The sequence below is a fragment of the Pseudomonas sp. MRSN 12121 genome, from assembly GCF_000931465.1.
GTDB lineage: Bacteria > Pseudomonadota > Gammaproteobacteria > Pseudomonadales > Pseudomonadaceae > Aquipseudomonas.
This window is the reverse complement of the sequence record NZ_CP010892.1, coordinates 1,801,213-1,827,038: the sequence shown is the minus strand read 5'-3', so window position 1 is coordinate 1,827,038 and position 25,826 is coordinate 1,801,213. Positions and strand designations below refer to the sequence as shown.

Sequence of the window (25,826 nt, the reverse complement as noted above, 5' to 3'; positions counted from 1 at the left end):
GCGCAGCCTGTTGTTGTCTATATCGGCTTCGGCGCCGGTTTACTGATTGCCATGTGTTTTGCGCCACCGCCGGCGATCAGCTCGGCCAGCTCGGAAACATCCAGCAGCGCGCACATGTGCTCGATCACCGTACCCGCCAGCCAAGGCCGCTGGCCCCGATGGCTGCGCCATTTGATTTCGTTCGGGTCCAGGCGCAACGAGCGGCTGACCTGATGCACCGCCAGCCCCCACTCGTAGCCCTGGACCGAGATTACGTATTGCAGTCCCTGGCGAAAATCGTCGCGATAACGGTCCGGCATCACCCAGCGCGCGGTATCCAGCACCTTCAGGTTGCCGGCCTGGCTCGGCAGGATCCCGAGGAACCACTCCGGCTGCCCGAACAGCGGCGTCAGCTCATGCCCCGCCAGGGAATAGATCGACCCCAGGCACACCAGCGGCACCGCCAGCGTCAACCCGGCGACATCGAACAGCAGGCACTCGAAAGGCTCCGCCGCCCAGCTTGGACGATCATCGCCCGCCACCGGTGGCGGCGTGCTGCTTGGCGGCCGATGCACTTCGACCACGGGCTCGACCAACCCTTGCAGCAAGGGCGCCACGCTCGACAACGAAGACGGCAGCGGCGCGGGCGCCTCCAGCACCGGAACGACCACCGGCTCTTCGACACGGGTTGGCGGCGGGACAAGCGCCTCGGGCGCCGCTCGCTGAGCCTCGGCATCGCGCGCCTGCTCTTCGAGCACCGCGGCCTGGAACTCGTCCAGGACCTCGGTCGAGGCCTCGGCCTGCACAACGACCGCCGCGACCTCGGGCAGGGCTTCGGGAACCGCGAATTCTTCTTCGGTGGCATCCTGCAGCAACGCGTCCAGGTAGGACTGCAGCGCCAGCTGCGGCCGGGACTTGATGTCGAGAGGACGGTTCATGAGGATGCCCATGGATAAAACCCAGCACGGTGACCTGTAGGCTTTATCGGCCAGACCGGCAGCAGACTTGAATGATCCGGCACGTCAGGCCACCTGCGGGACAAGTTGCTGGGCCAGCAAATGCTTGAGCAAGGCGCGATAGGCCAGTACGCCACGGCTCTTGCCGTCGAATTGCGACGGCGTCAGCCCCGCCCGGCTGGCATCGCGCAGGCGCGTATCGACCGGGATATAGCCCTGCCAGATCTCGTCCGGAAACTTGTCGCGCAACACCCGCAGGGTGCCCAGGGAGGCCTGGGTCCGGCGATCGAACAGGGTCGGCACGATGCTGAACGGCAGCGCCTGTTTGCGCGAGCGGTTGATCATCGCCAAGGTATTGACCATGCGCTCCAGGCCCTTGACCGCCAGGTGCTCGGTCTGCACCGGGATCACCAGTTGCTGGCTCGCCGCCAGGGCATTGACCATCAGCACCCCGAGCAGCGGCGGGCTGTCGATGATCGCGTAGTCGAAATCCTGCCACAGCTGCGCCAGGCTCTTGGCGATCACCAGGCCCAGGCCGCTCTGGCCCGGCGACTGGCGCTCCAGGGTCGCCAGCGCGGTGCTCGAAGGCAGCAGGGAAATACGTTCGTCGCTGGTCGACAGCAGCAACTGCCCGGGCAAGCCCTGGGGCACGCTGCCCTTATGCAGGAACAGGTCGTAGTTACTGTGTTCCAGGCTGTCCGGGTCATAGCCGAAATAGCTGGTCATGGAGCCGTGGGGGTCGAGATCGACCACGACCACGCGCTTGCCCGCCTCGGCCAGCAAACCGGCCAGAGCGATGGAACTGGTGGTCTTACCGACACCACCCTTTTGATTGGCAACTGCCCAGACTCTCATTCAGATCGTTCCTCCCGGCAGGCGCGGGCCGACCGAGAAATAGCACCCAGTTATAAAGTCGGTGACGGAGAATTGACGGCACTCTCGCGTCCCGGCGTCTTGACGGGGGTTGGTGCAGTTTGTGTGCCAGCCCGCTTCAAGGCCGCGTCAGGCGTCGCGTGAGCCGTGCCGGTGCCCGTCAGGCTGCGGCGGACATCGAGATTGCGCGACACCACCAGCACTACCCGGCGATTGCGGGCCCGGCCTTCGGCCGTCGCGTTATTGGCTACCGGCTGGAACTCACCGTAGCCGACTGACGCCAGGCGCTGCGGATTGACGCCCTGCATCGCCAGCATGCGCACGATGCTCGCCGAACGGGCCGACGACAACTCCCAGTTGGTCGGGTATTGCGCGGTCTGGATCGGCTGGTTATCGGTGAACCCCTCGACATGGATCGGGTTGTCGAAGGGTTTGAGGATCGCCGCCACCTTGTCGATGATATTGAACGCCAGGTCGCTGGGCATGGCATCGCCACTGCCGAACAGCAGGCTGGAATTGAGCTCGATCTCGACCCACAGCTCGTTGCCACGCACCGTCATCTGGTTGGAACTGATCAGGTCGCCGAACGCCGCGCTGATGTCGTCGGCGATGCTTTTCAGCGGGTCGCTGGCACCGGCGATGCCGGCATCGGTCTGCTCGCTGTCCTTGACCAGCGGCTTGGCCGGGGTCACGGTCTGCGGGCGCTCCTCGCCGATCGGGATCGGCTTGAGGGCGCGATCCGAATCGGTGAACACGCCAATCAGCGCTTCGGAAATGACCTTGTACTTGCCTTCGTTGATCGAGGAGATCGAGTACATGACCACAAAGAACGCGAACAGCAAGGTGATGAAGTCCGCGTAGGACACCAGCCAGCGTTCGTGGTTGACGTGTTCTTCCTGCTGGCGACGACGTGCCATGGCTATTCCCTTAGTCCATGAAGCCTTGCAGCTTCAACTCGATGGAGCGAGGGTTTTCACCTTCGGCAATCGACAGGATTCCTTCAAGCAACATTTCGCGATAACGCGACTGCCGCAAGGCTATCGACTTGAGCTTGGCGGCGATCGGCAGCAACACCAGGTTGGCGCTGGCCACACCGTAGATGGTCGCGACGAACGCCACGGCGATGCCGCTGCCCAGCTGCGACGGATCGGCCAGGTTGCCCATGACGTGGATCAGGCCCATGACCGCGCCGATGATCCCGATGGTCGGCGCGTAGCCGCCCATGCTTTCGAAGACTTTCGCCGCCTCGATGTCGCGGCTCTCCTGGGTGTAGAAATCCACTTCCAGGATGCTGCGGATGGATTCCGGCTCGGCGCCGTCCACCAGCAACTGCAAGCCCTTGCGCGAGTAGGTGTCGGGCTCGGCGTCCGCCACGCCTTCCAGGCCCAGCAGGCCTTCCTTGCGCGCGGTCAGGCTCCAGTTGACGACACGGTCGATGCCGCCGGGCAGGTCGACCCGCGGCGGAAACAGGATCCAGACGAGAATCTGCATGGCGCGCTTGAAGGCGCTCAGCGGCGACTGCAACAACGCCGCGCCGATGGTGCCGCCCAGCACGATCAGCGCGGCCGGGCCGTTGGCCAGGGCCGACAGGTGACCGCCTTCCAGGTAATTGCCGCCGATGATGGCGACGAACGCCATGATGATGCCGATGAGGCTCAGGACATCCATCAGAGGCACGCCTCGACCAGGTGCTTGCCGATATCGTCCAGGCTGTACACCGCATCCGCCAGGTCTGCCTTGACGATGGCCATCGGCATGCCGTAGATCACGCAGCTCGCCTCGTCCTGGGCCCAGACCGCGCTGCCGCCCTGCTTGAGCAGGCGCGCGCCTTCGCGGCCGTCGGCGCCCATGCCGGTGAGCACCACCGCCAGAACTTTGTCGCCGTAGGACTTGGCCGCCGAGCCGAAGGTGATATCCACGCACGGCTTGTAGTTCAGGCGCTCATCGCCCGGCAGGATTTTCACCGCGCCACGGCCGTCGACCATCATCTGTTTGCCACCCGGTGCCAGCAGCGCCAGGCCCGGACGCAGGATGTCGCCATCCTCGGCTTCCTTGACGCTGATGCGGCACAGCTTGTCCAGGCGCTCGGCGAACGCCTTGGTGAAGGCCGCCGGCATGTGCTGGATCAGCACGATCGGCGCCGGGAAGTTGGCCGGCAACTGGGTCAAGACCCGTTGCAGCGCCACCGGGCCGCCGGTGGAGGTACCGATGGCCACCAGTTTGTAGGCCTTGCGCTTGGGCGCCGACGACGAGCCCGCGGCCGAGCTGCGCACTGGCGCAGGAGCCGGGGCCGGACGTGCCGGGAGCGAACCGCTGAAACTGCTGGAACTCGAGGGCGCAGGTGCAGGCGCGGCCGGCGGTTGTGGCGCCGGTGCGCTGTAGCTGCTGAAACGACGATTGCTGCGCGAGATGCTGTGGACCTTCTCGCACAGCAGCTGCTTGACCTTCTCCGGATTGCGCGAGATGTCCTCGAAGTTCTTCGGCAGGAAATCCACCGCGCCGGCATCCAGCGCATCCAGGGTCACCCGGGCGCCTTCATGGGTCAGCGAGGAGAACATCAGGACCGGCGTCGGGCAGCGCTGCATGATGTGCCGCACGGCCGTGATGCCATCCATCATCGGCATCTCGTAGTCCATGGTGATCACGTCCGGCTTGAGCGCCAGGGCCTGATCGATCGCCTCTTTGCCATTGGTCGCGGTACCGACGACCTGGATATTGATATCCGCTGAAAGAATTTCCGAGACGCGGCGGCGGAAAAACCCCGAATCGTCCACCACCAGGACCTTGACTGCCATAAACACTCCGTTAGGCGGGGCAAGGCAAATGGCCCCGCCCCTCCGGTATTCAAATACGCCGTGCGGCGTAACGCTTGAGCATGCTCGGAACATCGAGAATCAGGGCGATGCGGCCGTCACCGGTGATGGTGGCGCCGGACATGCCCGGTGTTCCCTGGAGCATCTTGCCCAATGGCTTGATGACGACTTCTTCCTGGCCGACCAGTTGATCGACGACGAAGCCGATGCGCTGGGTGCCGACCGAAAGGATCACCACGTGGCCTTCGCGCTGCTCTTCATGAACCGCGGAGCTGACCAGCCAGCGCTTGAGGTAGAACAGGGGCAGCGCCTTGTCGCGCACGATCACCACCTCCTGGCCGTCGACCACGTTGGTGCGCGACAGGTCCAGGTGGAAGATCTCGTTGACGTTGACCAGCGGGAAGGCGAACGCCTGGTTGCCCAGCATCACCATCAGGGTCGGCATGATCGCCAGGGTCAGCGGCACCTTGATGACGATCTTCGAGCCCTGGCCCTTGGTCGAGTAGATGTTGATCGAACCGTTGAGCTGGGAAATCTTGGTCTTCACCACGTCCATGCCCACGCCGCGGCCGGACACGTCGGAGATCTCGGTCTTGGTCGAGAAGCCCGGGGCGAAGATCAGGTTGTAGCACTCGGTGTCGCTCAAACGATCGGCGGCATCCTTGTCCATGACCCCGCGCTTGACCGCGATGGCACGCAGGACGTTCGGGTCCATGCCCTTGCCGTCGTCGGAGATCGACAACAGGATGTGGTCGCCTTCCTGCTCGGCGGCCAGCACCACCTTGCCGCCCCGGGACTTGCCCGAAGCCTCGCGCTCTTCCGGCGACTCGATACCGTGGTCGACGGCGTTGCGCACCAAGTGCACCAGCGGGTCGGCCAGGGCCTCGACGAGGTTCTTGTCGAGGTCGGTCTCTTCGCCGACCAGCTCCAGGTTGATCTCTTTCTTGAGCTGGCGGGCCAGGTCGCGAACCAGGCGCGGGAAGCGGCCGAAGACTTTCTTGATCGGCTGCATCCGGGTCTTCATCACCGCGGTCTGCAGGTCGGCGGTGACCACGTCGAGGTTCGACACGGCCTTGGACATGGCTTCGTCGCCGCTGTTGAGCCCCAGGCGCACCAGGCGGTTACGCACCAGTACCAGTTCGCCGACCATGTTCATGATTTCGTCCAGGCGCGCGGTATCGACCCGCACCGTGGTTTCGGCTTCGCTGACCGGTTTTTCCGCCGGGGCGGCAGCCGGTGCACGGGCTGGAGCCGGAGCGGCAGCGGCTGGCGCGGGCGCCGGTTTCGGCGTCTCGGCCTTGGGCTCGACCTTCTTCGCCGCCGGCTTGGCGACGGCGGCTGGCGCCGCAGCAGTGGCGGCGGCACTGCCAACGGTCGCCGCAGCGGCAGCCGGCACTTCCGAGAACTTGCCCTTGCCATGCAGCTCGTCGAGCAGGGATTCGAATTCCTGGTCGGTGATCAGATCGCTACCGGCGGCTGCCGCGCTCGGTGCGGCCGGCGGCACCGCCGTGGCCACCGCGGACTCCAGCGCATCGACGGCAAAGTTGCCCTTGCCGTGCAGCTGGTCCAGCAAGGCCTCGAATTCGTCATCGGTGATTTCGTCGCTGGCGGCGGTCTTTTCCGCTGCCGGCGTACTGGCCGAAGGCGCCACCGCATCGGGTGCGAACTGGCCCTTGCCATGCAATTGGTCGAGCAGCGACTCGAACTCGGCGTCAGTGATTTCGTCACTGGCCGCTTCGCCATCGGCTACGGGAGCGGCTGCCACCGGGGCTTCGGCCTCGGTCTTGGCGGCCTGGAGCGAATCGAGCAACTGCTCGAACTCGCTGTCGGTGATATCGCCCGACTCGCTTTCGGCGGCCACTTCGGCAACCGGCTCGGCGATCTCGGGTTCGACTGGCGCGGCAGCCTCCTCGGCGCCGGCAGGCTCGGCCAGGCGAGCCAGGGCGGCCAGCAGTTCCGGGGTGGCGGCAGTGATCTCGGTACGCTCGCGGACCTGGCCGAACATGCCATTCACCGCGTCCAGCGCTTCGAGTACCACGTCCATCAGTTCCGCGTCGACGCGGCGCTCACCCTTGCGCAGGATGTCGAACACGTTCTCGGCGATGTGGCAGCACTCCACCAGCTCGTTGAGCTGGAGGAAGCCGGCGCCCCCTTTAACAGTGTGAAAACCGCGAAAAATTGCATTGAGCAAGTCTGCATCGTCCGGCCGGCTTTCCAGCTCGACCAGTTGTTCGGACAGTTGCTCTAGAATCTCGCCGGCCTCAACCAGAAAATCCTGAAGGATCTCTTCATCGGCGCCGAAGCTCATTAATGGGTGCTCCTACTAGGTCTGAGCCTAAAATCCAAGGCTGGAAAGCAAATCGTCGACATCGTCCTGACCGGATACAACGTCTTCACGTTTATCGGCATGAATCTGCGGACCTTCACCCTTGGCCAGATGTTTTTGCGGATCTTTTTCAGCGAGGATCGCCGCGCGGTCATGTTCGATGCCGGCAAAACGATCGACCTGGCTGGCCATCAGAACCAGTTTGAGCAGGTTGCTCTCGACTTCGGTGACCAGTTGGGTCACGCGCTTGATCACCTGGCCGGTCAGGTCCTGGTAGTCCTGTGCCAGCAGGATGTCATTGAGGTTGCTCGATACAGCGCGCGTCTCCTGCTCGCTGCGGGTCAGGAAACCATCCACACGGCGGGCCAGATCGCGGAACTCGTCGGCACCCAGCTCGCGGCGCATGAAACGCCCCCAGTCGGCACTCAGGGCCTGGGCTTCGCTGCTCAGGCCGTTGACCAACGGGGTGGCGCTCTCGACCAGGTCCATGGTGCGGTTGGCCGCGGCCTCGGTCAGCTTGACCACATAGGACAGGCGCTCGGTGGCATCGGTGATCTGCGACACTTCCTCGGCTTGCGGCATATGCGGGTCAATCTGGAAATTGACGATGGCGCTATGCAGTTCGCGAGTGAGCTTGCCGACCTCCCGGTACAGGCCGCGGTCACGGGTCTGGTTGAGCTCATGGATCAGTTGCACTGCTTCGCCGAACTTGCCTTTTTCCAGGCTGTCGACCAGTTCCACTGCGTGTTTTTTCAGGGTCGACTCAAAGTCGCCCAATGAAGATTCGTTGTGCTCCATAGCTCCCCCCGTGGCGGAATGGTTCCACACATCAACCGATGCGTTCGAAGATCTTCTCGATCTTCTCTTTCAACGCCTGGGCCGTGAAGGGCTTGACCACATAACCGTTTACCCCGGCCTGGGCCGCTTCGATGATCTGTTCGCGCTTGGCCTCGGCGGTCACCATGAGTACCGGCAGGTGCTTGAGTTTTTCATCGGCGCGCACATGGCGCAGCAGATCGATACCGGTCATGCCGGGCATGTTCCAGTCCGTTACCAGAAAGTCGATGCTTCCGCTGTTGAGAACCGGAATGGCGGTGGTGCCATCGTCAGCCTCGACCGTGTTGGTGAAACCCAGGTCACGCAACAGGTTTTTTATGATCCGCCGCATCGTTGAGAAGTCATCAACGATGAGGATTTTCATGTTCTTGTCCAATTCGACCTCCAAGCAGTCTTAAACGCGCCCAGCAGCTGGACGCGCCATTCAATCAATCAGGCAGAGCACTCAACGACTGCATGGAATACACACCGCAAGACCGACAACGTCGTGCCAGTCTCGTCCGCAGTGTCCCCACACTGCCTGTCAGCGCGCTCGCCACTCCCCCAAACGCCCCCGCAAACGGGCCGCGCACTGGCTGTGTAACTGGCTGACCCGCGATTCGCTGACCCCCAGGACCTCACCGATTTCCTTGAGGTTCAGCTCTTCGTCGTAGTACAGCGCCAAGACCAGTCGCTCACGCTCCGGCAAATTGGCAATCGCGTCCGCCAGAGCGGCCTGGAAACGTTCGTCCTCCAGGTCGCGCGACGGCTCGAGATGAGCACTCGCGCCATCCTCATGCAGCCCTTCATGCTCGCCGTCCTGTAACAGGTCGTCGAAGCTGAACAGGCGACTGCCCAAGGTGTCGTTCAAAATCCCGTAATAATCATCGAGACTCAATTGAAGTTCGGCCGCAACTTCATGATCTTTAGCGTCGCGACCGGTTTTAGCTTCAATTGCACGGATCGCGTCGCTCACCATGCGGGTATTGCGGTGTACCGAGCGCGGCGCCCAGTCACCCTTGCGGACCTCGTCGAGCATCGCCCCACGGATACGGATACCGGCGTAGGTCTCGAAACTCGCGCCCTTGCTCGCGTCGTACTTGGTCGATACCTCGAGCAGGCCGATCATGCCAGCCTGGATCAGGTCCTCGACCTGCACGCTGGCCGGCAGGCGCGCCAGCAGGTGATAGGCAATACGCTTGACCAGGGGCGCGTAGCGCTCGATCAGTTCGTACTGGCTGTCGCGTGCCGACTTTTTGTAAAGGTTGTAGCCGCTGGCGCTCATAGCACCGGCCCTGCTGTCTGATGCACTAGCCGCTCGACGAAAAATTCAAGATGCCCACGTGGATTGGCCGGCAACGGCCAGGTATCGACTTTCTGTGCAATGGCCTTGAAGGCCAGCGCGCACTTCGAACGGGGGAATGCCTCATAGACCGCACGCTGCTTCTGCACGGCCTTGCGCACGCATTCGTCGTAAGGCACGGCACCGACATATTGTAGGGCGACGTCGAGGAAGCGATCCGTGACCTTGGTCAACTTGGCGAACAGGTTGCGGCCTTCCTGCGGGCTCTGCGCCATGTTGGCGAGCACGCGGAAGCGGTTCATGCCGTAGTCGCGGTTGAGCAGCTTGATCAGCGCGTAGGCGTCGGTGATTGAGGTCGGCTCGTCGCAGACCACCAGCAACACTTCCTGCGCGGCGCGGACAAAGCTGACCACCGAGTCGCCGATGCCGGCGGCGGTATCGATCACCAGGACATCGAGGTTGTCGCCGATGTCGCTGAACGCCTGGATCAAGCCGGCATGCTGCGCCGGGCTCAGGTGCACCATGCTCTGGGTGCCGGATGCCGCGGGCACGATGCGGATGCCGCCCGGCCCTTGCAGCAGTACGTCGCGCAGCTCGCAGCGGCCTTCGATGACATCGGCGAGGGTCCGTTTGGGCGTCAGCCCCAACAGCACGTCGACATTGGCCAGGCCCAGGTCGGCGTCCAGCAGCATGACGCGCCGGCCGAGCTCCGCTAGGGCCAGGGACAAGTTCACTGACACGTTAGTCTTGCCGACGCCACCTTTGCCGCCGGTCACCGCGATCACCTGTACGGGATGCATGCTGCCCATGTTCTTTCTTTACCTTGTCTTACTTAGACGGGGCCACATAACTGGCTGCGCGTTCACCAACGGAACAATGCCTGGCAGACCATCGATGTAGGTACATTGCAATCTTTTCATGATTCCCTCAGCCAACCCGCTTGGTCGGGTTGTGGTAGAGGTCAGCGAACATGTCGGCCATGGCTTCCTCGCTGGGTTCTTCCTGCATCTGCACGCTCACCGCGCGACTGACCAGCTGGTGACGACGCGGCAAGTGCAGGTCATCCGGAATCCGCGGACCATCGGTCAGGTAGGCGACAGGCAGTTCGTGACCGATGGCCAGGCTCAACACTTCGCCAAGACTGGCGGTTTCATCCAGTTTAGTCAGGATGCAGCCGGCCAGCCCGCAGCGCTTGTAGCTGTGGTATGCGGCGGTTAGAACCTGTTTCTGGCTGGTGGTTGCCAGGACCAGATAATTTTTTGCCCGGATGCCGCGGCCGGCCAGGCTTTCCAGCTGCATGCGCAAGGCCGGGTCACTGGCTTGCAGGCCGGCGGTATCGATCAGCACCACGCGCTTGCGCAGCAGCGGATCAAGGGCCTGGGCCAGGGACTGGCCTGGGTCGACATGGGTCACCGAGACATTGAGGATGCGTCCCAGGGTCTTGAGCTGCTCCTGGGCACCGATGCGATAGCTGTCCATGCTCACCAGGGCGATGTTCTGCGCGCCGTACTTGAGTACGTAGCGCGCCGCCAGCTTGGCCAGGGTGGTGGTCTTGCCCATGCCGGCGGGGCCGACCATGGCGATCACACCGCCCTCTTCCAGGGGTTCGACTTCCGGGGTCACGATCATCCGCGCCAGGTGGGCCAGGAGCATGCGCCAGGCCTGGCGGGGTTCGTCGATTTCGGTGATCAGCGCCAGCAGGTCGCGGGCCAGCGGACCGGACAAGCCGATACGCTGCAGGCGCCGCCAGAGGTTGGCTTGTTCGGGCCGGCTGCCTTGCAGCTGGCTCCAGGCCAGCGAGCCGAGCTGGACTTCCAGCAGCTCGCGCAGGCCATTGAGTTCGAAGCGCATCGAGTCCAGCGCACGCTGGTCCACGGCCGGCGCGGCGGCTACCGGGGCCGGGCGTGGCGGCTCGCTGAACGTAGGTTCGATCAGCGGTTCGGCGGCGGTCAGCGGCAGGCCGGCGAACAGTTGGCGATTGGTGTTGCCATTCGTTTCGCCCTCGCCACGCAGGCTCAGCTCGGCCTGGGCGGTGACGATGCGCGACTGAGTCTTGCGCAGCTCGTCTTCGAGTTCCATGTTCGGCACGCGCGGCGCCAGCGCCGACAGCTTGTAATCCAGCGCAGCCGTCAGCTCGACACCGCCGGCGATGCGGCGGTTGCCAATGATGGCAGCGTCGGAGCCCAGCTCATCACGAACCAGCTTCATGGCCTGACGCATATCGGCGGCGAAAAAACGCTTAACTTGCATAACCCACTACCTCAGCCGTTGGGCCCTACTGTCGCAACGATGGTCACTTGCTTGTTGTCGGGAATTTCCTGGTACGCCAACACATGCAAGCCCGGGACTGCCAGGCGCCCGAAGCGCGAGAGCATCGCGCGGACCGGACCGGCTACCAGCAGAATCACCGGTTGACCTTGCATTTCCTGGCGCTGCGCGGCTTCGATCAACGAGCGCTGCAGCTTCTCAGCCATGCTTGGCTCCAGCAGAACACCCTCTTCCGAGCCTTGTCCTGCCTTCTGCAGACTGTTGAGCAAGATTTGTTCCAACCTTGGCTCCAGGGTGATCACAGGCAGCTCGGACTCAGTACCTACAATGCTTTGCACGATGGCGCGCGACAATCCGACGCGCACCGCGGCCACCAGAGCGGCAGTATCTTGACTCTTGGCGGCATTGTTCGCGATGGCTTCGGCGATGCTGCGGATATCGCGCACCGGCACCTGTTCGGCCAGCAGCGCCTGCAGCACCTTGAGCAACTGCGACAGCGACAGCACGCCCGGCACCAGTTCTTCGGCCAGCTTTGGCGAACCCTTGGCCAGCAATTGCAGAAGTTGCTGGACTTCTTCGTGACCGATCAGCTCGCTGGAATGCTTGTACAGAATCTGATTGAGGTGAGTGGCGACCACGGTGCTGGCGTCGACCACGGTGTACCCCAGCGACTGCGCCTGGGCGCGCTGGCTGACCTCGATCCACACCGCCTCCAGGCCGAAGGCCGGATCCTTGGCGGTAATGCCGTTGAGCGTGCCGTAGACCTGGCCCGGGTTGATCGCCAGCTCGCGATCCGGATAGATCTCGGCCTCCGCCAGGATCACCCCCATAAGGGTCAGCCGGTAGGCGCTCGGCGCCAGGTCGAGGTTGTCGCGGATGTGTACGGTGGGCATGAGGAAGCCCAGATCCTGGGACAGCTTCTTACGAACCCCCTTGATCCGCGCCAGCAGTTGCCCGCCCTGGTTGCGGTCCACCAGGGGAATCAGGCGGTAGCCGACTTCCAGGCCGATCATGTCGATCTGGGTCACGTCATCCCAGCCCAGCTCCTTGGTTTCCAGGGCCCGCGCCGGCGAAGGCAGCAGGTCCTGCTGGCGCTTGACCTCTTCCAGCGCCTGGGCCTTGACCACGTTCTGCCGTTTCCAGAACAGGTACGCCGCGCCGGCCGCCAGGGCCGCCATGCTGAGGAAGGAAAAATGCGGCATGCCCGGCACCAGGCCCATCACCGCCATCAGGCCGGCGGCGACAGCCAGGGCCCGGGGCGAGGCGAACATCTGCCGGTTGATCTGCTTGCCCATGTCCTCGGAACCGGAGGCACGGGTCACCATGATCGCGGCCGCGGTGGACAGCAGCAGCGATGGCAATTGCGCCACCAAACCGTCACCGATGGTCAGCAATGCGTAGACCCGGCCGGCATCGCCGAACGACATGCCGTGCTGGAAGATACCGACCGCCATGCCACCGATCAGGTTGATGAACAGGATCAGCAGGCCGGCGATGGCGTCGCCGCGGACGAACTTGCTGGCACCGTCCATGGAACCGTAGAACTCGGCTTCCTGGGCCACTTCCTGACGGCGCGCCTTGGCCTGGGCCTGGTCGATGAGGCCGGCGTTGAGGTCGGCGTCGATGGCCATCTGCTTGCCCGGCATCGCATCGAGGGTGAAGCGCGCGCTCACCTCGGAAATCCGCCCGGCGCCCTTGGTCACCACCACGAAGTTGATGATCATCAGGATCGCGAACACCACGATACCGACCACGTAGTTGCCGCCGATCACCACCTCGCCGAACGCCTGGATCACCTTGCCCGCGGCGGCGTGGCCGTCCTGGCCGTGGAGCATCACCACGCGGGTGGACGCCACGTTCAGCGCCAGGCGCAGCAGGGTCGCCACCAGCAGGATGGTCGGGAACACCGCGAAGTCCAGCGGCCGCAAGGCGTACACGCAGACCAGCAACACGACGATCGACAGGGCGATGTTGAACGTGAAGAACACGTCCAGCAGGAACGGCGGCACCGGCAGCATCATCATGGCCAGCATGACCAGCAGCAACAGCGGCACACCCAGGTTCCCCCGACTGAGGTCAGTCAGGTTAGTGCGAGCCGTGCTGATTAACTGAGAGCGATCCACCGGTATTTCCCGTCCCCTGAAGCAAACTTTTGACGCCTGAAGGCGGCGCAGGGCGGGTATTGCAAGAAGCCTTCCAACTTTGGCCTGGAACAAAAACTGATTTATGGCGTTGCGCCATCAGCCACTGTAAAAGGCGCTTTCGGTGTTGGCTGGATGAATAAGAAGACTCAGGAATCGCGACGCAAATCCGGCGGGATCGGCAGGTCCTTGAGCGGCTCGGGACGCTTGCCCTTGCCCGCCTGGTGCTGGCGGACCTGGTAGACGTAGGCCAGCACCTGGGCCACCGCCAGGTAGAGGCCGGCAGGGATTTCCTGTTCCAGCTCGGTGGAGTAGTAGATCGAACGCGCCAGCGCCGGCGACTCCAGCAGCAACACTTCGTTGGCCACGGCGATCTCGCGGATCTTCAACGCCACGAAATCGCTGCCCTTGGCCAGCAGCACCGGCGCCCCGCCCTTCTCGGCGTCGTACTTGAGCGCCACGGCATAGTGGGTCGGGTTGGTGATGACCACGTCCGCCTCGGGAATCGCCGCCATCATCCGCCGCTGCGACATCTCGCGCTGCGTCTGGCGGATCCGCTGCTTGACCTCCGGGCGCCCCTCCTGGTCCTTGTGCTCGTCCCGCACCTCCTGCTTGGTCATCAGCAGTTTCTTGTAGCTCTGGTAGAGCTGTACCGGCACGTCCACCGCCGCGATCAGGATCAGCCCGCAGGCCATCCACAAGGTGCTCCAGGCCACCAGCTCGACACTGTGGGCGATCGCCCGCTCCAGGGGCTCATGGGCGATCTGCATCAGGTCGTCGATATCCGACGACAGCACCGACAGCGCCACGAAAAGCACCACCACGAATTTGGCGAAAGCCTTGAGCAACTCGACCAACGAGGTCGGGGACACCATGCGTTTCATGCCGCTGAGCGGGTTCATGCGGCTGAACTTGGGCGCCAGGCTCTTGGTGGAAAACAGCCAGCCACCCAGGGAAATCGGGCCGATCAGCGCCGCCAGCACCAGGGGCAGCAGGATCGGCATCGAGGCCAGGATCGCGATCTTGCCCGAATGCAGCAGGTACAACCCCATAGCGCCCGGGCTCAGCAACGCTTCGCGGGGCAGGGAGAAATTCAGGCGCATGATTTCCAGCAGGTCCAGCGCCACCCCGCCGCCATAGATCAACAGGCCGGCCGCGCCGATCATAGTGATCGCCAGGGTGTTGAGCTCCTTGGAACGGGCGATCTCGCCCTTTTCCCGGGAGTCCTTCTTGCGCTTCTCCGTGGGGTCTTCTGTCTTGTCCTGACCGCTCTCGCTCTCAGCCATGGCTCACCGCGCCTGCGCCAGATCGCGCAGCAACTGCAGCGCCTGAACGGCCAGCGGCTGATACTGATTGAGGATGTCACCCAGACTGACCCAGAAAATCACCAGGCCGAGCACCAGGGTCAGCGGAAAACCGATGGAGAAGATGTTCAATTGCGGCGCGGCGCGGGTCATCACGCCGAAGGCGATGTTCACCACCAGCAGCGCGGTAATCGCCGGCAACACCAGCAGCAGCGCGGCGCCCAGCACCCAGCCGAGCTTGCCGGCCAGCTCCCAGAAATGATTCACCAGCAGCGCACTGCCCACCGGCAAGGTGGTGAAGCTTTCGGCCAGCACCTCGAAGACCACCAGATGGCCGTTCATGCCGAGGAACAGCAGGGTCACCAGCATGGTCAGGAACTGCCCGATCACCGCCGCCGAAACGCCGTTGGTGGGGTCGACCATGGAAGCGAAGCCCATGCCCATCTGCGTCGAAATGATCTGCCCGGCAATCACGAAGGCCTGGAAGAACAGCTGCAAGGAGAAACCGAACAAGGCACCGATGATGACCTGCTCGGCGATCAGCAACAGCCCGCTGAGGTCCAGCGGATTGACCGCCGGCATCGGCGGCAGCGCCGGTACGACCACCACTGTGATCGCCAGGGTGAAGTACAGGCGGATACGGGTCGGCACCAGGGTCGTACCGAACACCGGCATCGTCATCAGCACGGCGCCGATACGGAACAGCGGCAGCATGAAGGTCGCGACCCAGGTGCCGATCTGCGTATCGGTGAGCGCCAGCAGGGACATGGTTCAGCCGATCAACTGCGGAATACTGCCGTACAGCTGCAGGATGTATTCCATGAAGGTTTGCACCAGCCAGGGACCGGCGACGATCAGCGTCACCAGCATCACCAGCAGGCGCGGCAGGAAGCTCAGGGTCTGTTCGTTGATCTGGGTGGCGGCCTGGAACATCGCCACCAGCAACCCCACCAGCAGGCTGGGGATCACCAGGATGGCGACCATCATGGTGGTCAGCCAGAGCGCTTCGCGGAACAGGTCTACAGCGACTTCAGGGGTCATAGCGCGTCACCCGCCAACAAGGTTCTAAACACCGCCGAAACTGCCCGCCAGGGTGCCGATGATCAGCGCCCAGCCATCCACCAGCACGAACAGCATGATCTTGAACGGCAGGGAAATGATCAGCGGCGACAGCATCATCATCCCCATGGCCATCAGCACACTGGCGACCACCAGGTCGATGATCAGGAACGGGATGAAGATCATGAAGCCGATCTGGAACGCGGTCTTCAGCTCCGAGGTCACGAAGGCCGGCACCAGGATCGTCAGCGGCGCCTGGTCCGGCGTCGCGATGTCGGTGCGCTTGGACAGGCGCATGAACAGCTCCAGGTCGCTACTGCGGGTCTGGGCCAGCATGAAATCCTTGATCGGCACCTGGGCCTTGGCTACCGCGTCCTGCGCGCTGAGTTTTTCCGCCAGGTAGGGTTGCAGCGCGTCCTGGTTCACCCGGTCGAACACCGGGGCCATGATGAACATCGTCAGGAACAGCGCCATGCCGGTAAGGATCTGGTTCGACGGCGTCTGCTGCAGGCCCAGGGCCTGACGCAGGATCGAAAACACGATGATGATTCGGGTGAAGCTGGTCATCAGCATGACGAACGCCGGAATGAAGCTCAGCGCCGTCATGATCAGCAGGATCTGCAGGCTGACCGAATATTCCTGCTGGCCGTCGGCGTTGGTGCCGAGGGTGATCGCCGGGATCGACAACGGGTCGGCCGCCAGCGCCAGCGGTGCGGCCAGCATCAGGGCCAACATCAAGAGGAAGCGCAACGGCATTACTTCTTATCCTTCTGATCCTTGCCCATGAGCTCCATCAGGCGCTGGGCGAATTCCGGCGTCGCCGGCTCGCTGCTCGGCACCTGCACCGGCTCCTTGAGCACATGCAGCGGCGTGATGGTGCCCGGCGTCAGGCCGAGCAGAATCTGTTCGTTGCCGACCTGAACCAGCACCAGCCGGTCCCGCGGGCCGAGCGCCCGCGAACCGAGCAGCTCGATGACCTGCCCCTTGCCGGCCGGACCGGCCTGCTGCACCCGGCGCAACAGCCAGGCGAGAAAGAAGATCAGCCCCACCACCAGCAACAGGCCCAGCACCAGCTGGGCCAACTGGCCGGCCACGCCGCCACTGCCAATCGTCGGCGCCGCGGTGGCGGCCGCCGGCTCGGCGGCCACGACCCAGAGCGGCCAGGCGAGAAACAGCGCGAGTGCCCTTCTCACTTAGCGCAGCTTCTTGATGCGTTCGCTCGGGCTGATCACGTCAGTCAGGCGGATGCCGAACTTCTCGTTGACCACCACCACTTCGCCATGGGCGATCAGCGTGCCGTTGACCAGCACGTCCAACGGCTCGCCGGCCAGGCGATCGAGCTCGATCACCGAACCCTGGTTAAGCTGCAACAGATTGCGAATGTTGATATCGGTGCTGCCCACTTCCATGGAGATCGATACCGGAATATCCAGGATCACGTCCAGGTTCGGACCGTCGAGGCTCACCGGCTCGTTGTTCTTGGGCACGCTGCCGAATTCTTCCATCGGCAGGCGATTGGATGCCGGCGAACTGGCCGCGTCGGCTGCCAGCAAGGCATCGATATCGTTTTGCCCGGCCTCGCCGGTTTCCTGCAGGGCGGCCGCCCACTCGTCAGCCAGGGCCTGGTCTTCTGCGGAAGTCATTTCGTGTTCGTCAGCCATGTTGTCCTCGGCGGGCAAAAAATCATTAACAAAGCAAATTCATAACAACGCCGCTCAGCGGCGCTCGATCGGCTCGATCACTTGCAGGGCCAGGTTGCCCTTGTGCGAGCCCAGCTTGACCTTGAACGCCGGCACGCCGTTGGCACGCATGATCATGTCTTCCGGCAACTCCACCGGAATCACATCCCCCGGCTGCATGTGCAGGATGTCGCGCAGGCGCAGCTGGCGACGGGCAACGGTTGCGCTCAAGGGAACGTCCACATCCAGCACGTCCTCGCGCAGGGCCTTGCTCCAGCGCTCGTCCTGGTCGTCCAGGTCCGACTGGAAGCCGGCGTCGAGCATTTCCCGCACCGGCTCGATCATCGAGTACGGCATGGTCACGTGCAGGTCGCCGCCACCGCCATCGAGTTCGATGTGGAAGGTCGACACCACGATCGCCTCGCTCGGACCGACGATGTTGGCCATGGCCGGGTTCACTTCGGAGTTGATGTACTCGAAGTTGACTTCCATGATCGCCTGCCAGGCTTCCTTGAGGTCGACGAAGGCCTGTTCCAGCACCATGCGCACCACCCGCAACTCGGTCGGGGTGAATTCGCGGCCTTCGATCTTGGCGTGACGCCCGTCGCCGCCGAAGAAGTTGTCCACCAGCTTGAACACCAGCTTGGCGTCGAGAATGAACAGCGCGGTACCACGCAGCGGCTTGATCTTCACCAGGTTGAGGCTGGTCGGCACGTACAGCGAGTGCACGTATTCGCCGAACTTCATCACCTGCACGCCGCCCACCGCCACGTCCGCCGAGCGGCGCAGCATGTTGAACATGCTGATGCGGGTATAGCGGGCAAAGCGTTCGTTGATCATCTCCAGCGTCGGCATGCGTCCACGGACGATGCGATCCTGGCTGGTCAGGTCGTAGCTTTTGACGCTGCCGGGCTCGGCGGCGTGTTCGGTCTGTACCAGACCGTCATCGACGCCATGCAACAGCGCGTCGATCTCATCCTGGGACAGCAGGTCCTGCACGGCCATGTCGTGTTCCTACTGCAGTACGAAGTTAGTAAAGAGCAACTGCTCGACCACCACTTTGCCCACCTCTTTCTGGGCCACTTCCTGCACGCTGGCGGTGGCCTTCTGACGCAGCATTTCCTGGCCGACCGGGGTCGCCAGGGTGTCGAAACTCTGACCGGAGAACAGCATGACCAGGTTGTTGCGGATCACCGGCATATGCACTTTCAGCGCATCCAGGTCGGCCTGGTTGCGCGCCAGCAGGGTAATGCTCACCTGCATGTAGCGCTGACGGCCGTTCTGCGTGTAGTTGGCCACGAAGGCGGGCGCCATCGGCTCATAGATCGCCGCCGGCTTGACGTTGCTGGCCGCCTCGGGGGTTTCGGCCGGCTTGCTCTGGGCACTGCTGTGCATGAAGTACCAGGTCGCCCCGACCGACAAGCCGATCGCCAGCAACAAGGCCAGGACAATCAACAGGATAAGCTTGAGTTTGCTTTTCCCGGCGGGGGTTTTCTCTGCTGCTTCGTCGCTCTTCGCCATGCCAATAATCCGTCACTAATCGGGTTTTCACAGTCGCACGGCAAGGCAAGAGCAAGTGTTATGCCAAATTTGTCCGCTCAGCGGGATGGCCGGGCACAAAGCAAAAGATCGCCAGCCGCGCGGTCACACGGCTGGCGATCTTCGATGCGCTGACGGGACGCGGGTCAGGCGTAGTAGTCGACGGCGCTAGAACCAATGACCGTGGCGGTACTGGCGGCCGCCTCGGCGACGCTCTGCGGCAACTCGTCATCCATGCCGTCCAGGCGCGTGCCATTGGCGCTGGCGCCGCTGCTGCGGTGCTGGCCCTGCTGCGCCTGCTCCTGGCCACCCTGCCAGTTGCGCGACTGGTCGGAGACATTGACGTCGACCTGGCCCATGCCCTGCTGCTGGAACATGTCCCGCAGGCGATACATCTGGCCCTCGAGCGCCTCGCGCACACCAACATGGGCGCTCATGAAGGTCACCTGGGTCTGCTGGTCCGGCACCATGTTTACGCGGATATCCAGGCGCCCGAGCTCGGCCGGCTGCAATTGGATCTCCGCCGACTTCAGATTGACGGCGGACAGGTACATGACCCGGTTGACCACTTCTTCGGTCCAGCCGCTCTGATGCATGGCCAGGGGCTGGTTCACCACAACGGCATTGGCCGTCTTGGGCGTCGCCGCCTGGGTCAGGGCCGCCAGGCGGTTGGCGAAATCGTCGACCCGGGTATCGCTGGCTGCGCTCTTGAGGTCCTTGAGGCCGTCATCGAGCAAGCCGCTGAAGGCTTTTTCGCCGCCCTGGTCGGTGCTGTCCTTGTCCACTTGCAGATCAAGCATGTTGGCCATGCCGCTGGCGAAAGCCTGGGCCGACGTCGGGCCGTCATCGGCCACCACCGGCGGCGCCGACTTGCTCGGTGCCTGGCTGGACACCGAGACATGGCCACCCTGCTCCATGGCCAGGCGCACCGCGGGCAGCGAGTCCAGCGGGTCGGCTTCGGGATCGAACCCGGGGTCGACCGGCGCCGGGGCCGGCGCCACCGTGCTGGCCACAGCCACGGCCGCGAGCGGTGGCTCGGCCGGCAGCGATGCCGGTACTGGGGCAGGCGTTGCTTGCGGCTCGGGGGCTGGAACGGGTGCCGGCAACGGCTGGACCGCCTGCATCAATGCCGGGTCAAGGGACGGATCAGGCTGCGTGCCATCGGCCAGCGGTTGCTCCACGCTCGTCGCCTGGTCGTCGGTCGGCTTATCGGTGCTGCTGGCGGCCTGGTCGGCAGGCAAGGTTTTGCCGCTATCGGCAACCGTCGACGTGGCGGCGGCAGTCTGATCCTGGGTCGGAGCAGCCTGGGCACGGGTATCGCCGCCCTTGTCACGGGAAGGCTTCAGCGGACCGTCAGCGAGAGAGACCGATGAGCCCGAAGCCTGCTTGGCGAACACCCGGGCGAAGCTGGCGCCCTTGTCCCCGGGCTCGCCGGCGCTGGCCAGGGGGTTGGCGGAAGCAGCCTGAGTCTTGGCCTGGGAGGCGGCCTGAAGAAGCATGTTCGGGGTTACGGGCATGAAAACGGTCTCCGCTGCACTGGAATCGTAGGTACAGTTGAGAGACTTGACTGCAAAGGTCGAGCCAGCTTTGCCGGCTCACGAAAAAAGCCTCGACCGCGACTTCGGCTCAGCAATGGAAACGCTGGCGTTCCTGCTCGCACAACTGGCGGACAATGGCGAATTCGCCATCGATCTCGCCCACCAACTGCTCGATGCCACGCAATGACGAATCCTTGGCACGCTGCTCCAGTTGATGACACAGCTCGGCCAGGCGAATGGCCCCCATGTTGCTGCTGCTGCCTTTGAAACTATGGGCAGTGGCGACAAGTTGACGGGGATCGTCGACCTTGTGCAATTGGCGTAAACGCTCTTCGGAGTCGCAGAGAAAGGTATCGAGCAACAGCGGATACTCCTCCTCCATGACTTCCTGCAAGGCATTCAGCACATCGTGATCCAGATGAATCTCAGCCACTTGCTCACTCCTTGATCAAGAATCGGCGAATTATGCCAGAGGCTCCCAGAAAAACTCCACGCAGGCGCTGCGACCGTCATCAGACCAGCTGGCATGCCGGCTAAGTTGGCGGATCAGGCTGACACCACGCCCCGACAGGCGATCGGCATCCACAGGCCGGGCCAGCACCCGTCCGACATCGAAGCCGTTGCCACTGTCCTCGACGCGAATCAGCAAGCGTCCGCCCGCCCCGCGAGGTTCCACCAACAGGTGGACCCGCACGAACCCGTCCTGCAATTGCTCGAGCCTCGCCGCGCGCTCGCGGTAATAACGGGAAAACCCTTGCGCATCGCGCTTGAGGCTCGAGTCCAGGCCCAGCACTCCATGCTCCAGGGCGTTGGAATACAACTCGGCCAGCACACTGTAGAGCGCCCCGCTCTGCGCCCGCAGGCCATGCACTTCCAGCAACAGCTGCAACAGATAAGGCAAGGGATTGAAGCGCTTCAGGGTGGCGGCGCGGTATTCGAAACTCACCGACCAGTCCAGCGGGCAGGATTGGCCACTATCGGAGTACACCAGCGCCGGCGGCCTCAATTCCCTGTCCTGGAGCAGGCTGACCTCGACCATGCTCACATCGTCCCGCGCATCGCCGCCAAAGCGGCTCAGGGCCTGTTGTATCTCCTCGAACAGCAAGTCCGGCTCGCGATTGGCGGCAAAGACCTGCCGCAGTCGCTCGACCCCGAACAGCTGCTCGTCGGCGTTGCAGGTATCGATCACCCCATCGGACAACAGGAACACCCGGTCGCCGGGCACCATGGGAAAGACCTCGGTGCGATCGTCGAACGCCTCGGCCCCCAGCACGCCCAACGGCAAGTGGCGCGCCACCAGCGGCATGCGCTCGCCCGTTGCCAGGCGATGCAGGTAACCGTCCGGCATACCGCCATTCCAGACCTCCACCGCTTGCCGCTGAAAGCTCAGGCACAGCAGCGTCGCACAGCAGAACATGTCCACCGGCAGGATGCGCTTGAGCTTGGCGTTCATCTCGCGCAGGGTTTCCGGCAGCCCGTAGCCCTTGGCGGTCATGCCATAGAACACCTCGGCCAGGGGCATGGCGCCCACGGCCGCCGGCAAGCCATGGCCGGTGAAGTCTCCCAGCAGGACGTGCATGTCGCCCGCCGGGGTAAAGGCCGCCAGCAGCAAGTCTCCGTTGAACAGGGCATAGGGCGATTGCAGGTAACGGATATTCGGCGCGCTCAGGCATCCGGAATGCGCCACCTTGTCGAAGACGGCCTTGGCCACCCGTTGCTCGTTGAGCAGATAGTCATGGTGCTGGGTAATCTGGTCGCGCTGGCGCAGCACCGTTTCCTGCAGGCGCCGCAAACGATCCATGGCCTTGATCTTGGCCGCCAGGATCACCGGGCTGTAGGGTTTTGCCAGAAAATCGTCGCCGCCGGCTTCCAGGCAGCGCGCCAGCGCTTCGCTCTCGGTGAGCGAGGTGAGGAAAATGATCGGTACCAGTGCCTCGCCGGCCAGCTGCTTGATCTGCCGGGCGGCCTCGAAGCCGTCCATGACCGGCATCATCGCGTCCATCAGCACCAGGTGCGGATGCTGCCGGATGAACACCTCCACCGCTTCGGCGCCGTTGCTCGCCGTCAACACCTCATGCCCCTGGCGCCGGACGATGCTCGACAGCAGCAGGCGGTCGCTCGCCCCGTCCTCGGCGATCAGCACGCGCAAAGGCGCCGCCAGCGGCTGCATGTCGATCAACTGATGTCGAACAGCTTGTCAAAGTTGGAAATGGCGAGAATCTTGCGCACGTCCGAGTTGCTGTTGATCACTCGCACGTCGGATTCGTCGCCACCGGCGTGATCGCGTAGCAACAGCAGCATACCCAGGGCCGAACTGTCGAGGTAGGTGGCGTCCTTCAGGTCAACCACAATGGAGTCGGGCTTTTTGTCGAGGCGCTCGTAGGAATTGCGAAATTCCTGGTGACGGCCGAAATCGAAACGTCCCTTGACCGAAATCGTCAATTTTTGCCCGTCCGGTGATACTTCAGTAACGACTGACATGATACCGCTTCCTTGTGATTGGCAATCTGTACAAGGTTTAGCATCCCGTACAAGCCTGGGCAACCCGAACCGCCGAAGCGCTGCCGGCAAGCGCCGGATGGCGACGAGTGGAGCGCCAGTCAGTACGGATCCTGGCGCGGCAGGCGCTGGGACAGCTCATCGAGCAGCTTCTGCTCGCGCTTGTCTTCCAGCTGGCGCGCCTCGTCGATATAGCGCTGCACCAGCTTGCGCAGCCCCTCGACCCGGGCATAGGCCTGCTGCCAGGTTTCCCGGGCACGATTGAGGTTGTTCTGGTGCCAGGCCAGGCTCTGCCGCTGCTGCCCCACGGCGGTTTCCAGCTGATTGAGGAAGTGCTGGTAGTTCATCAGCCACTGGCCGGACACGCCGCCGCTACCCCGCTCGATCCACTGCTGCTGGTATTCGCCACGAAAGCGCTCCAGATCGCCCAGCTTGCTTTCCGCCAGGCGCACCTGCCCCTGAAAATGCCCCAGGCGCTGGGCGGCGGTGCGCTCGGCGCTTTCGGCCATTTCGACCACGGGCGCCAGGCGCGCGGCGCGACTGTTGGCCATGGCCGGTTAACCGCCCGGCGCCGGGGCGAAAACCATCTCCAGATGAGCTTGGCTTTCCCCCAGGCTGATGCTGTCGTTGAGCCCCTGGCGCAGGTAAGCGACCATCGACGGCTGCAGGGCAATCGCGGCGTCGGTTTCGCGATCGCCACCGGCGACGTAGGCCCCGACGCTGATCAGGTCGCGCGCCTGCTGGTAACGCGACCACAGCTGCTTGAAGTACTGGGCGCGGGTCATATGCTCCGGGGTCACCACCGCCGGCATCACCCGGCTGATGGACGCCTCGATATCGATGGCCGGGTAGTGCCCCTCCTCCGCCAGGCGCCGCGACAGCACGATGTGCCCGTCGAGTACGCCACGGGCCGAGTCGGCGATCGGGTCCTGCTGGTCGTCGCCTTCGGACAGCACGGTATAGAACGCGGTAATCGAACCGCCGCCGGCCTCGGCATTCCCCGCACGCTCCACCAGCTTCGGCAGCTTGGCGAATACCGACGGCGGATAACCCTTGGTCGCCGGCGGCTCGCCGATGGCCAGGGCGATTTCCCGCTGGGCCTGGGCGAAACGCGTCAGGGAGTCCATCAGCAACAGGACGTTCTTGCCCTTGTCGCGAAAATATTCGGCGATGCGCGTGCAGTACATCGCGGCGCGCAAGCGCATCAGCGGCGCATCGTCCGCTGGCGATGCCACCACCACGGAACGCTTGAGCCCTTCTTCACCGAGGATGTGCTCGATGAATTCCTTCACCTCGCGTCCCCGCTCGCCGATCAGGCCGACCACGATGATGTCGGCCTCGGTAAAGCGGGTCATCATGCCCAGCAGCACACTCTTGCCCACGCCGGTACCGGCGAACAGGCCCAGGCGCTGGCCGCGTCCCACCGTCAATAATCCGTTGATGCTGCGAATGCCCACATCCAGCGGCTGGCTGATAGGGTCGCGCTTGAGCGGGTTGATGGTCGGACCATCCATCGGCACCCAGTCCTCGGCTTTCATTCCGCCCTTGCCGTCCAGGGCACGGCCGGCACCGTCGAGCACCCGCCCGAGCATGCTCATGCCCATCGGCAGGCGCCCGGTATCGGCCAGCGGCACCACGCGGGCGCCCGGGGCGATGCCGGCGACACTGCCGACCGGCATCAGGAACACCTTGTTGCCAGAAAAACCCATCACCTCGGCCTCGACCTGCACCGGGTGATAGCTGTCGTCGTTGATCACCAGGCAGCGGCTGCCCATGGCCGCCCGCAGGCCCTCGGCCTCCAGGGTCAGGCCGACCATGCGCAACAGGCGTCCTTCGAGAATCGGCTGGTTCGGCAGTTCGGTGGCTTCGGTGTAGCTGCTCAGGCGCTTGCCGAAGCTGGTGCGGTCAAGGCGCATCGGCGGGGTCCGGCGCGTTGTCGACAGGCTCGGCAGCCGCGGCAGGCTTGCCCGTGGCCTCTCCCAGCTCGACACTCAGGTCGGGGCCGGCGGGATGCAAAGCCTGCTCGTGAAGCTGGTCGGACAGCTTGTCCATGATCTTGGCGATCCGGGTTTCCATGGTCGCGTCGATACGGCTGTGCTCGGTCTCGACCCGGCAACCGCCCGGCAGCAGGGCTTCGTCCTCGACGATGCGCCAGCTTTCCTCATGGCGCTCACGCAGGCTTTTGACCTGGGCGAAATCCTGGGGATTGATGTACAGGCGCACGTCGCCGACACCCAGCGGCAACAACTTGAGGGCCTCGCGCATGACCTGTTCGATCTGGCTGGAGTCCATGCTCAGTTCGCGCTGGATCACCTGGCGCGTCATGTGCCGCACCAGGTTGACCAGGGCCTTCTCGATCTGCGTGTCTTGCTCGGCGATCGGCTCGAACAGGTTGCGCATCAGGGTTTCCAGGGGCGCCAGGCGGGCATTCAGGGCCACCTCGGCTTCCTGGCGGACCTTCAGCGTGGTGCTGTGGAAGCCCTCTTTTTCACCTGTGGCGAACCCTTCGTTATAGGCATCCTGGCGAATGCTCTCGAGTTCTTCGAGGGTCAATGGCCGCACTTCTGCCAGCGGCACTTCCTCGATTTCCACCGGCAGCTCTTCGACCGGCTCCGGTTCAGGCTCGGGTTCAGGCACATGGGGGTCGAAACTGGGCAGCGCCCAGACGTCGAAACCACCGACGTCCCGAGCGCGAATCAGGTCGCTGTGGGACTCATCACTGCTGGACGACAT

The 25,826-nt window shown here is 63.7% G+C and carries 27 protein-coding genes; all 27 read right to left on the bottom strand.

Annotation, left to right across the window (positions count from 1 at the left end; translation table 11 throughout):
- Window positions 1-17: 17 nt before the first annotated feature.
- Window positions 18-917 (bottom strand): CheW domain-containing protein, encoded by a 900-nt coding sequence (locus TO66_RS08290; protein ID WP_044465973.1) that lies wholly within the window; start codon window positions 915-917, stop codon window positions 18-20.
- A gap of 84 nt (window positions 918-1,001) precedes the next feature.
- Entirely contained in the window at window positions 1,002-1,790 is a 789-nt protein-coding gene (locus TO66_RS08285) for a ParA family protein (RefSeq protein WP_044461878.1), read from the bottom strand.
- A gap of 50 nt (window positions 1,791-1,840) precedes the next feature.
- Window positions 1,841-2,725 (bottom strand): flagellar motor protein MotD, encoded by an 885-nt coding sequence (gene motD, locus TO66_RS08280; protein ID WP_044461877.1) that lies wholly within the window; start codon window positions 2,723-2,725, stop codon window positions 1,841-1,843.
- A 10-nt stretch (window positions 2,726-2,735) separates the two neighbouring features.
- On the bottom strand, window positions 2,736-3,476 hold the full coding sequence (locus TO66_RS08275; protein ID WP_044461876.1) for a flagellar motor protein: 741 nt from the start codon (window positions 3,474-3,476) through the stop codon (window positions 2,736-2,738).
- The gene (locus tag TO66_RS08270; protein ID WP_044461875.1) at window positions 3,476-4,603 is read right to left on the bottom strand and encodes a chemotaxis response regulator protein-glutamate methylesterase; all 1,128 of its coding nucleotides are present in this window, start codon (window positions 4,601-4,603) and stop codon (window positions 3,476-3,478) included. Before TO66_RS08270 ends, TO66_RS08275 begins: the two co-directional genes overlap by 1 nt.
- A 49-nt stretch (window positions 4,604-4,652) precedes the next feature.
- Window positions 4,653-6,929, bottom strand: coding sequence for a chemotaxis protein CheA (locus TO66_RS08265; RefSeq protein WP_044461874.1), 2,277 nt, complete (start codon window positions 6,927-6,929; stop codon window positions 4,653-4,655).
- Between the two features lie 27 nt (window positions 6,930-6,956).
- Entirely contained in the window at window positions 6,957-7,745 is a 789-nt protein-coding gene (locus TO66_RS08260; RefSeq protein WP_044461873.1) for a protein phosphatase CheZ, read from the bottom strand.
- Window positions 7,746-7,776: 31 nt separating this feature from the next.
- Window positions 7,777-8,148, bottom strand: a complete 372-nt coding sequence (locus tag TO66_RS08255; RefSeq protein ID WP_003183998.1) for a chemotaxis response regulator CheY — start codon at window positions 8,146-8,148, stop codon at window positions 7,777-7,779.
- 159 nt (window positions 8,149-8,307) lie between these two features.
- Window positions 8,308-9,048, bottom strand: a complete 741-nt coding sequence (gene fliA / locus TO66_RS08250) for an RNA polymerase sigma factor FliA (protein ID WP_007922505.1) — start codon at window positions 9,046-9,048, stop codon at window positions 8,308-8,310.
- The gene (gene fleN, locus TO66_RS08245) at window positions 9,045-9,875 is read right to left on the bottom strand and encodes a flagellar synthesis regulator FleN (RefSeq protein WP_007922506.1); all 831 of its coding nucleotides are present in this window, start codon (window positions 9,873-9,875) and stop codon (window positions 9,045-9,047) included. The genes fliA and fleN overlap by 4 nt, the downstream gene beginning before the upstream one ends.
- A 118-nt stretch (window positions 9,876-9,993) precedes the next feature.
- Window positions 9,994-11,316: a flagellar biosynthesis protein FlhF gene (gene flhF, locus TO66_RS08240; RefSeq protein WP_044461872.1), complete on the bottom strand. Its 1,323-nt coding sequence runs from the start codon at window positions 11,314-11,316 to the stop codon at window positions 9,994-9,996.
- Between the two features lie 11 nt (window positions 11,317-11,327).
- A complete protein-coding gene (flhA, locus tag TO66_RS08235) occupies window positions 11,328-13,457 on the bottom strand; it encodes a flagellar biosynthesis protein FlhA (protein WP_044461871.1) in 2,130 nt (709 codons plus the stop codon).
- A gap of 167 nt (window positions 13,458-13,624) precedes the next feature.
- On the bottom strand, window positions 13,625-14,761 hold the full coding sequence (flhB, locus tag TO66_RS08230) for a flagellar biosynthesis protein FlhB (protein WP_044461870.1): 1,137 nt from the start codon (window positions 14,759-14,761) through the stop codon (window positions 13,625-13,627).
- 3 nt (window positions 14,762-14,764) lie between these two features.
- The gene (gene fliR, locus TO66_RS08225) at window positions 14,765-15,547 is read right to left on the bottom strand and encodes a flagellar biosynthetic protein FliR (RefSeq protein ID WP_044461869.1); all 783 of its coding nucleotides are present in this window, start codon (window positions 15,545-15,547) and stop codon (window positions 14,765-14,767) included.
- A 3-nt stretch (window positions 15,548-15,550) separates the two neighbouring features.
- Window positions 15,551-15,820 carry a flagellar biosynthesis protein FliQ gene (gene fliQ, locus TO66_RS08220; RefSeq protein ID WP_003184009.1) on the bottom strand — a complete coding sequence of 90 codons (270 nt, stop codon included), beginning with the start codon at window positions 15,818-15,820 and terminating at the stop codon, window positions 15,551-15,553.
- 24 nt (window positions 15,821-15,844) lie between these two features.
- Window positions 15,845-16,594, bottom strand: coding sequence for a flagellar type III secretion system pore protein FliP (gene fliP, locus TO66_RS08215; protein WP_044461868.1), 750 nt, complete (start codon window positions 16,592-16,594; stop codon window positions 15,845-15,847).
- Window positions 16,594-17,031 carry a flagellar biosynthetic protein FliO gene (fliO, locus tag TO66_RS08210; protein ID WP_044461867.1) on the bottom strand — a complete coding sequence of 146 codons (438 nt, stop codon included), beginning with the start codon at window positions 17,029-17,031 and terminating at the stop codon, window positions 16,594-16,596. The genes fliP and fliO overlap by 1 nt, the downstream gene beginning before the upstream one ends.
- Window positions 17,032-17,499 (bottom strand): flagellar motor switch protein FliN, encoded by a 468-nt coding sequence (gene fliN, locus TO66_RS08205; RefSeq protein WP_044465972.1) that lies wholly within the window; start codon window positions 17,497-17,499, stop codon window positions 17,032-17,034. It lies immediately after the preceding gene.
- 54 nt (window positions 17,500-17,553) lie between these two features.
- A complete protein-coding gene (fliM, locus tag TO66_RS08200; RefSeq protein ID WP_009042741.1) occupies window positions 17,554-18,522 on the bottom strand; it encodes a flagellar motor switch protein FliM in 969 nt (322 codons plus the stop codon).
- A 9-nt stretch (window positions 18,523-18,531) separates the two neighbouring features.
- A complete protein-coding gene (fliL, locus tag TO66_RS08195) occupies window positions 18,532-19,038 on the bottom strand; it encodes a flagellar basal body-associated protein FliL (RefSeq protein ID WP_044461866.1) in 507 nt (168 codons plus the stop codon).
- 164 nt (window positions 19,039-19,202) lie between these two features.
- Window positions 19,203-20,573, bottom strand: coding sequence for a flagellar hook-length control protein FliK (locus tag TO66_RS08190; RefSeq protein WP_044461865.1), 1,371 nt, complete (start codon window positions 20,571-20,573; stop codon window positions 19,203-19,205).
- Window positions 20,574-20,682: 109 nt separating this feature from the next.
- Window positions 20,683-21,027 (bottom strand): Hpt domain-containing protein, encoded by a 345-nt coding sequence (locus TO66_RS08185; protein WP_044461864.1) that lies wholly within the window; start codon window positions 21,025-21,027, stop codon window positions 20,683-20,685.
- A 30-nt stretch (window positions 21,028-21,057) separates the two neighbouring features.
- Window positions 21,058-22,764 (bottom strand): fused response regulator/phosphatase, encoded by a 1,707-nt coding sequence (locus TO66_RS08180; RefSeq protein WP_044461863.1) that lies wholly within the window; start codon window positions 22,762-22,764, stop codon window positions 21,058-21,060.
- A gap of 5 nt (window positions 22,765-22,769) precedes the next feature.
- Window positions 22,770-23,075 (bottom strand): STAS domain-containing protein, encoded by a 306-nt coding sequence (locus tag TO66_RS08175; RefSeq protein WP_044461862.1) that lies wholly within the window; start codon window positions 23,073-23,075, stop codon window positions 22,770-22,772.
- A gap of 119 nt (window positions 23,076-23,194) precedes the next feature.
- A complete protein-coding gene (gene fliJ, locus TO66_RS08170) occupies window positions 23,195-23,644 on the bottom strand; it encodes a flagellar export protein FliJ (protein WP_025805197.1) in 450 nt (149 codons plus the stop codon).
- Between the two features lie 6 nt (window positions 23,645-23,650).
- The gene (gene fliI / locus TO66_RS08165; RefSeq protein WP_044461861.1) at window positions 23,651-25,009 is read right to left on the bottom strand and encodes a flagellar protein export ATPase FliI; all 1,359 of its coding nucleotides are present in this window, start codon (window positions 25,007-25,009) and stop codon (window positions 23,651-23,653) included.
- Window positions 24,999-25,826 (bottom strand): flagellar assembly protein FliH, encoded by an 828-nt coding sequence (gene fliH / locus TO66_RS08160; RefSeq protein ID WP_044461860.1) that lies wholly within the window; start codon window positions 25,824-25,826, stop codon window positions 24,999-25,001. The genes fliI and fliH overlap by 11 nt, the downstream gene beginning before the upstream one ends.

Coding starts and splice junctions, on each gene's coding strand:
- TO66_RS08290 (WP_044465973.1), bottom strand. CDS start 917: ATGAACCGTCCTCTCGACATCAAGTCCCGGCCGCAGCTGGCGCTGCAG.
- TO66_RS08285 (WP_044461878.1), bottom strand. CDS start 1,790: ATGAGAGTCTGGGCAGTTGCCAATCAAAAGGGTGGTGTCGGTAAGACC.
- motD (WP_044461877.1), bottom strand. CDS start 2,725: ATGGCACGTCGTCGCCAGCAGGAAGAACACGTCAACCACGAACGCTGG.
- TO66_RS08275 (WP_044461876.1), bottom strand. CDS start 3,476: ATGGATGTCCTGAGCCTCATCGGCATCATCATGGCGTTCGTCGCCATC.
- TO66_RS08270 (WP_044461875.1), bottom strand. CDS start 4,603: ATGGCAGTCAAGGTCCTGGTGGTGGACGATTCGGGGTTTTTCCGCCGC.
- TO66_RS08265 (WP_044461874.1), bottom strand. CDS start 6,929: ATGAGCTTCGGCGCCGATGAAGAGATCCTTCAGGATTTTCTGGTTGAG.
- TO66_RS08260 (WP_044461873.1), bottom strand. CDS start 7,745: ATGGAGCACAACGAATCTTCATTGGGCGACTTTGAGTCGACCCTGAAA.
- TO66_RS08255 (WP_003183998.1), bottom strand. CDS start 8,148: ATGAAAATCCTCATCGTTGATGACTTCTCAACGATGCGGCGGATCATA.
- fliA (WP_007922505.1), bottom strand. CDS start 9,048: ATGAGCGCCAGCGGCTACAACCTTTACAAAAAGTCGGCACGCGACAGC.
- fleN (WP_007922506.1), bottom strand. CDS start 9,875: ATGGGCAGCATGCATCCCGTACAGGTGATCGCGGTGACCGGCGGCAAA.
- flhF (WP_044461872.1), bottom strand. CDS start 11,316: ATGCAAGTTAAGCGTTTTTTCGCCGCCGATATGCGTCAGGCCATGAAG.
- flhB (WP_044461870.1), bottom strand. CDS start 14,761: ATGGCTGAGAGCGAGAGCGGTCAGGACAAGACAGAAGACCCCACGGAG.
- fliR (WP_044461869.1), bottom strand. CDS start 15,547: ATGTCCCTGCTGGCGCTCACCGATACGCAGATCGGCACCTGGGTCGCG.
- fliQ (WP_003184009.1), bottom strand. CDS start 15,820: ATGACCCCTGAAGTCGCTGTAGACCTGTTCCGCGAAGCGCTCTGGCTG.
- fliP (WP_044461868.1), bottom strand. CDS start 16,594: ATGCCGTTGCGCTTCCTCTTGATGTTGGCCCTGATGCTGGCCGCACCG.
- fliN (WP_044465972.1), bottom strand. CDS start 17,499: ATGGCTGACGAACACGAAATGACTTCCGCAGAAGACCAGGCCCTGGCT.
- fliM (WP_009042741.1), bottom strand. CDS start 18,522: ATGGCCGTGCAGGACCTGCTGTCCCAGGATGAGATCGACGCGCTGTTG.
- fliL (WP_044461866.1), bottom strand. CDS start 19,038: ATGGCGAAGAGCGACGAAGCAGCAGAGAAAACCCCCGCCGGGAAAAGC.
- TO66_RS08190 (WP_044461865.1), bottom strand. CDS start 20,573: ATGCCCGTAACCCCGAACATGCTTCTTCAGGCCGCCTCCCAGGCCAAG.
- TO66_RS08180 (WP_044461863.1), bottom strand. CDS start 22,764: ATGCAGCCGCTGGCGGCGCCTTTGCGCGTGCTGATCGCCGAGGACGGG.
- TO66_RS08175 (WP_044461862.1), bottom strand. CDS start 23,075: ATGTCAGTCGTTACTGAAGTATCACCGGACGGGCAAAAATTGACGATT.
- fliJ (WP_025805197.1), bottom strand. CDS start 23,644: ATGGCCAACAGTCGCGCCGCGCGCCTGGCGCCCGTGGTCGAAATGGCC.
- fliI (WP_044461861.1), bottom strand. CDS start 25,009: ATGCGCCTTGACCGCACCAGCTTCGGCAAGCGCCTGAGCAGCTACACC.
- fliH (WP_044461860.1), bottom strand. CDS start 25,826: ATGTCGTCCAGCAGTGATGAGTCCCACAGCGACCTGATTCGCGCTCGG.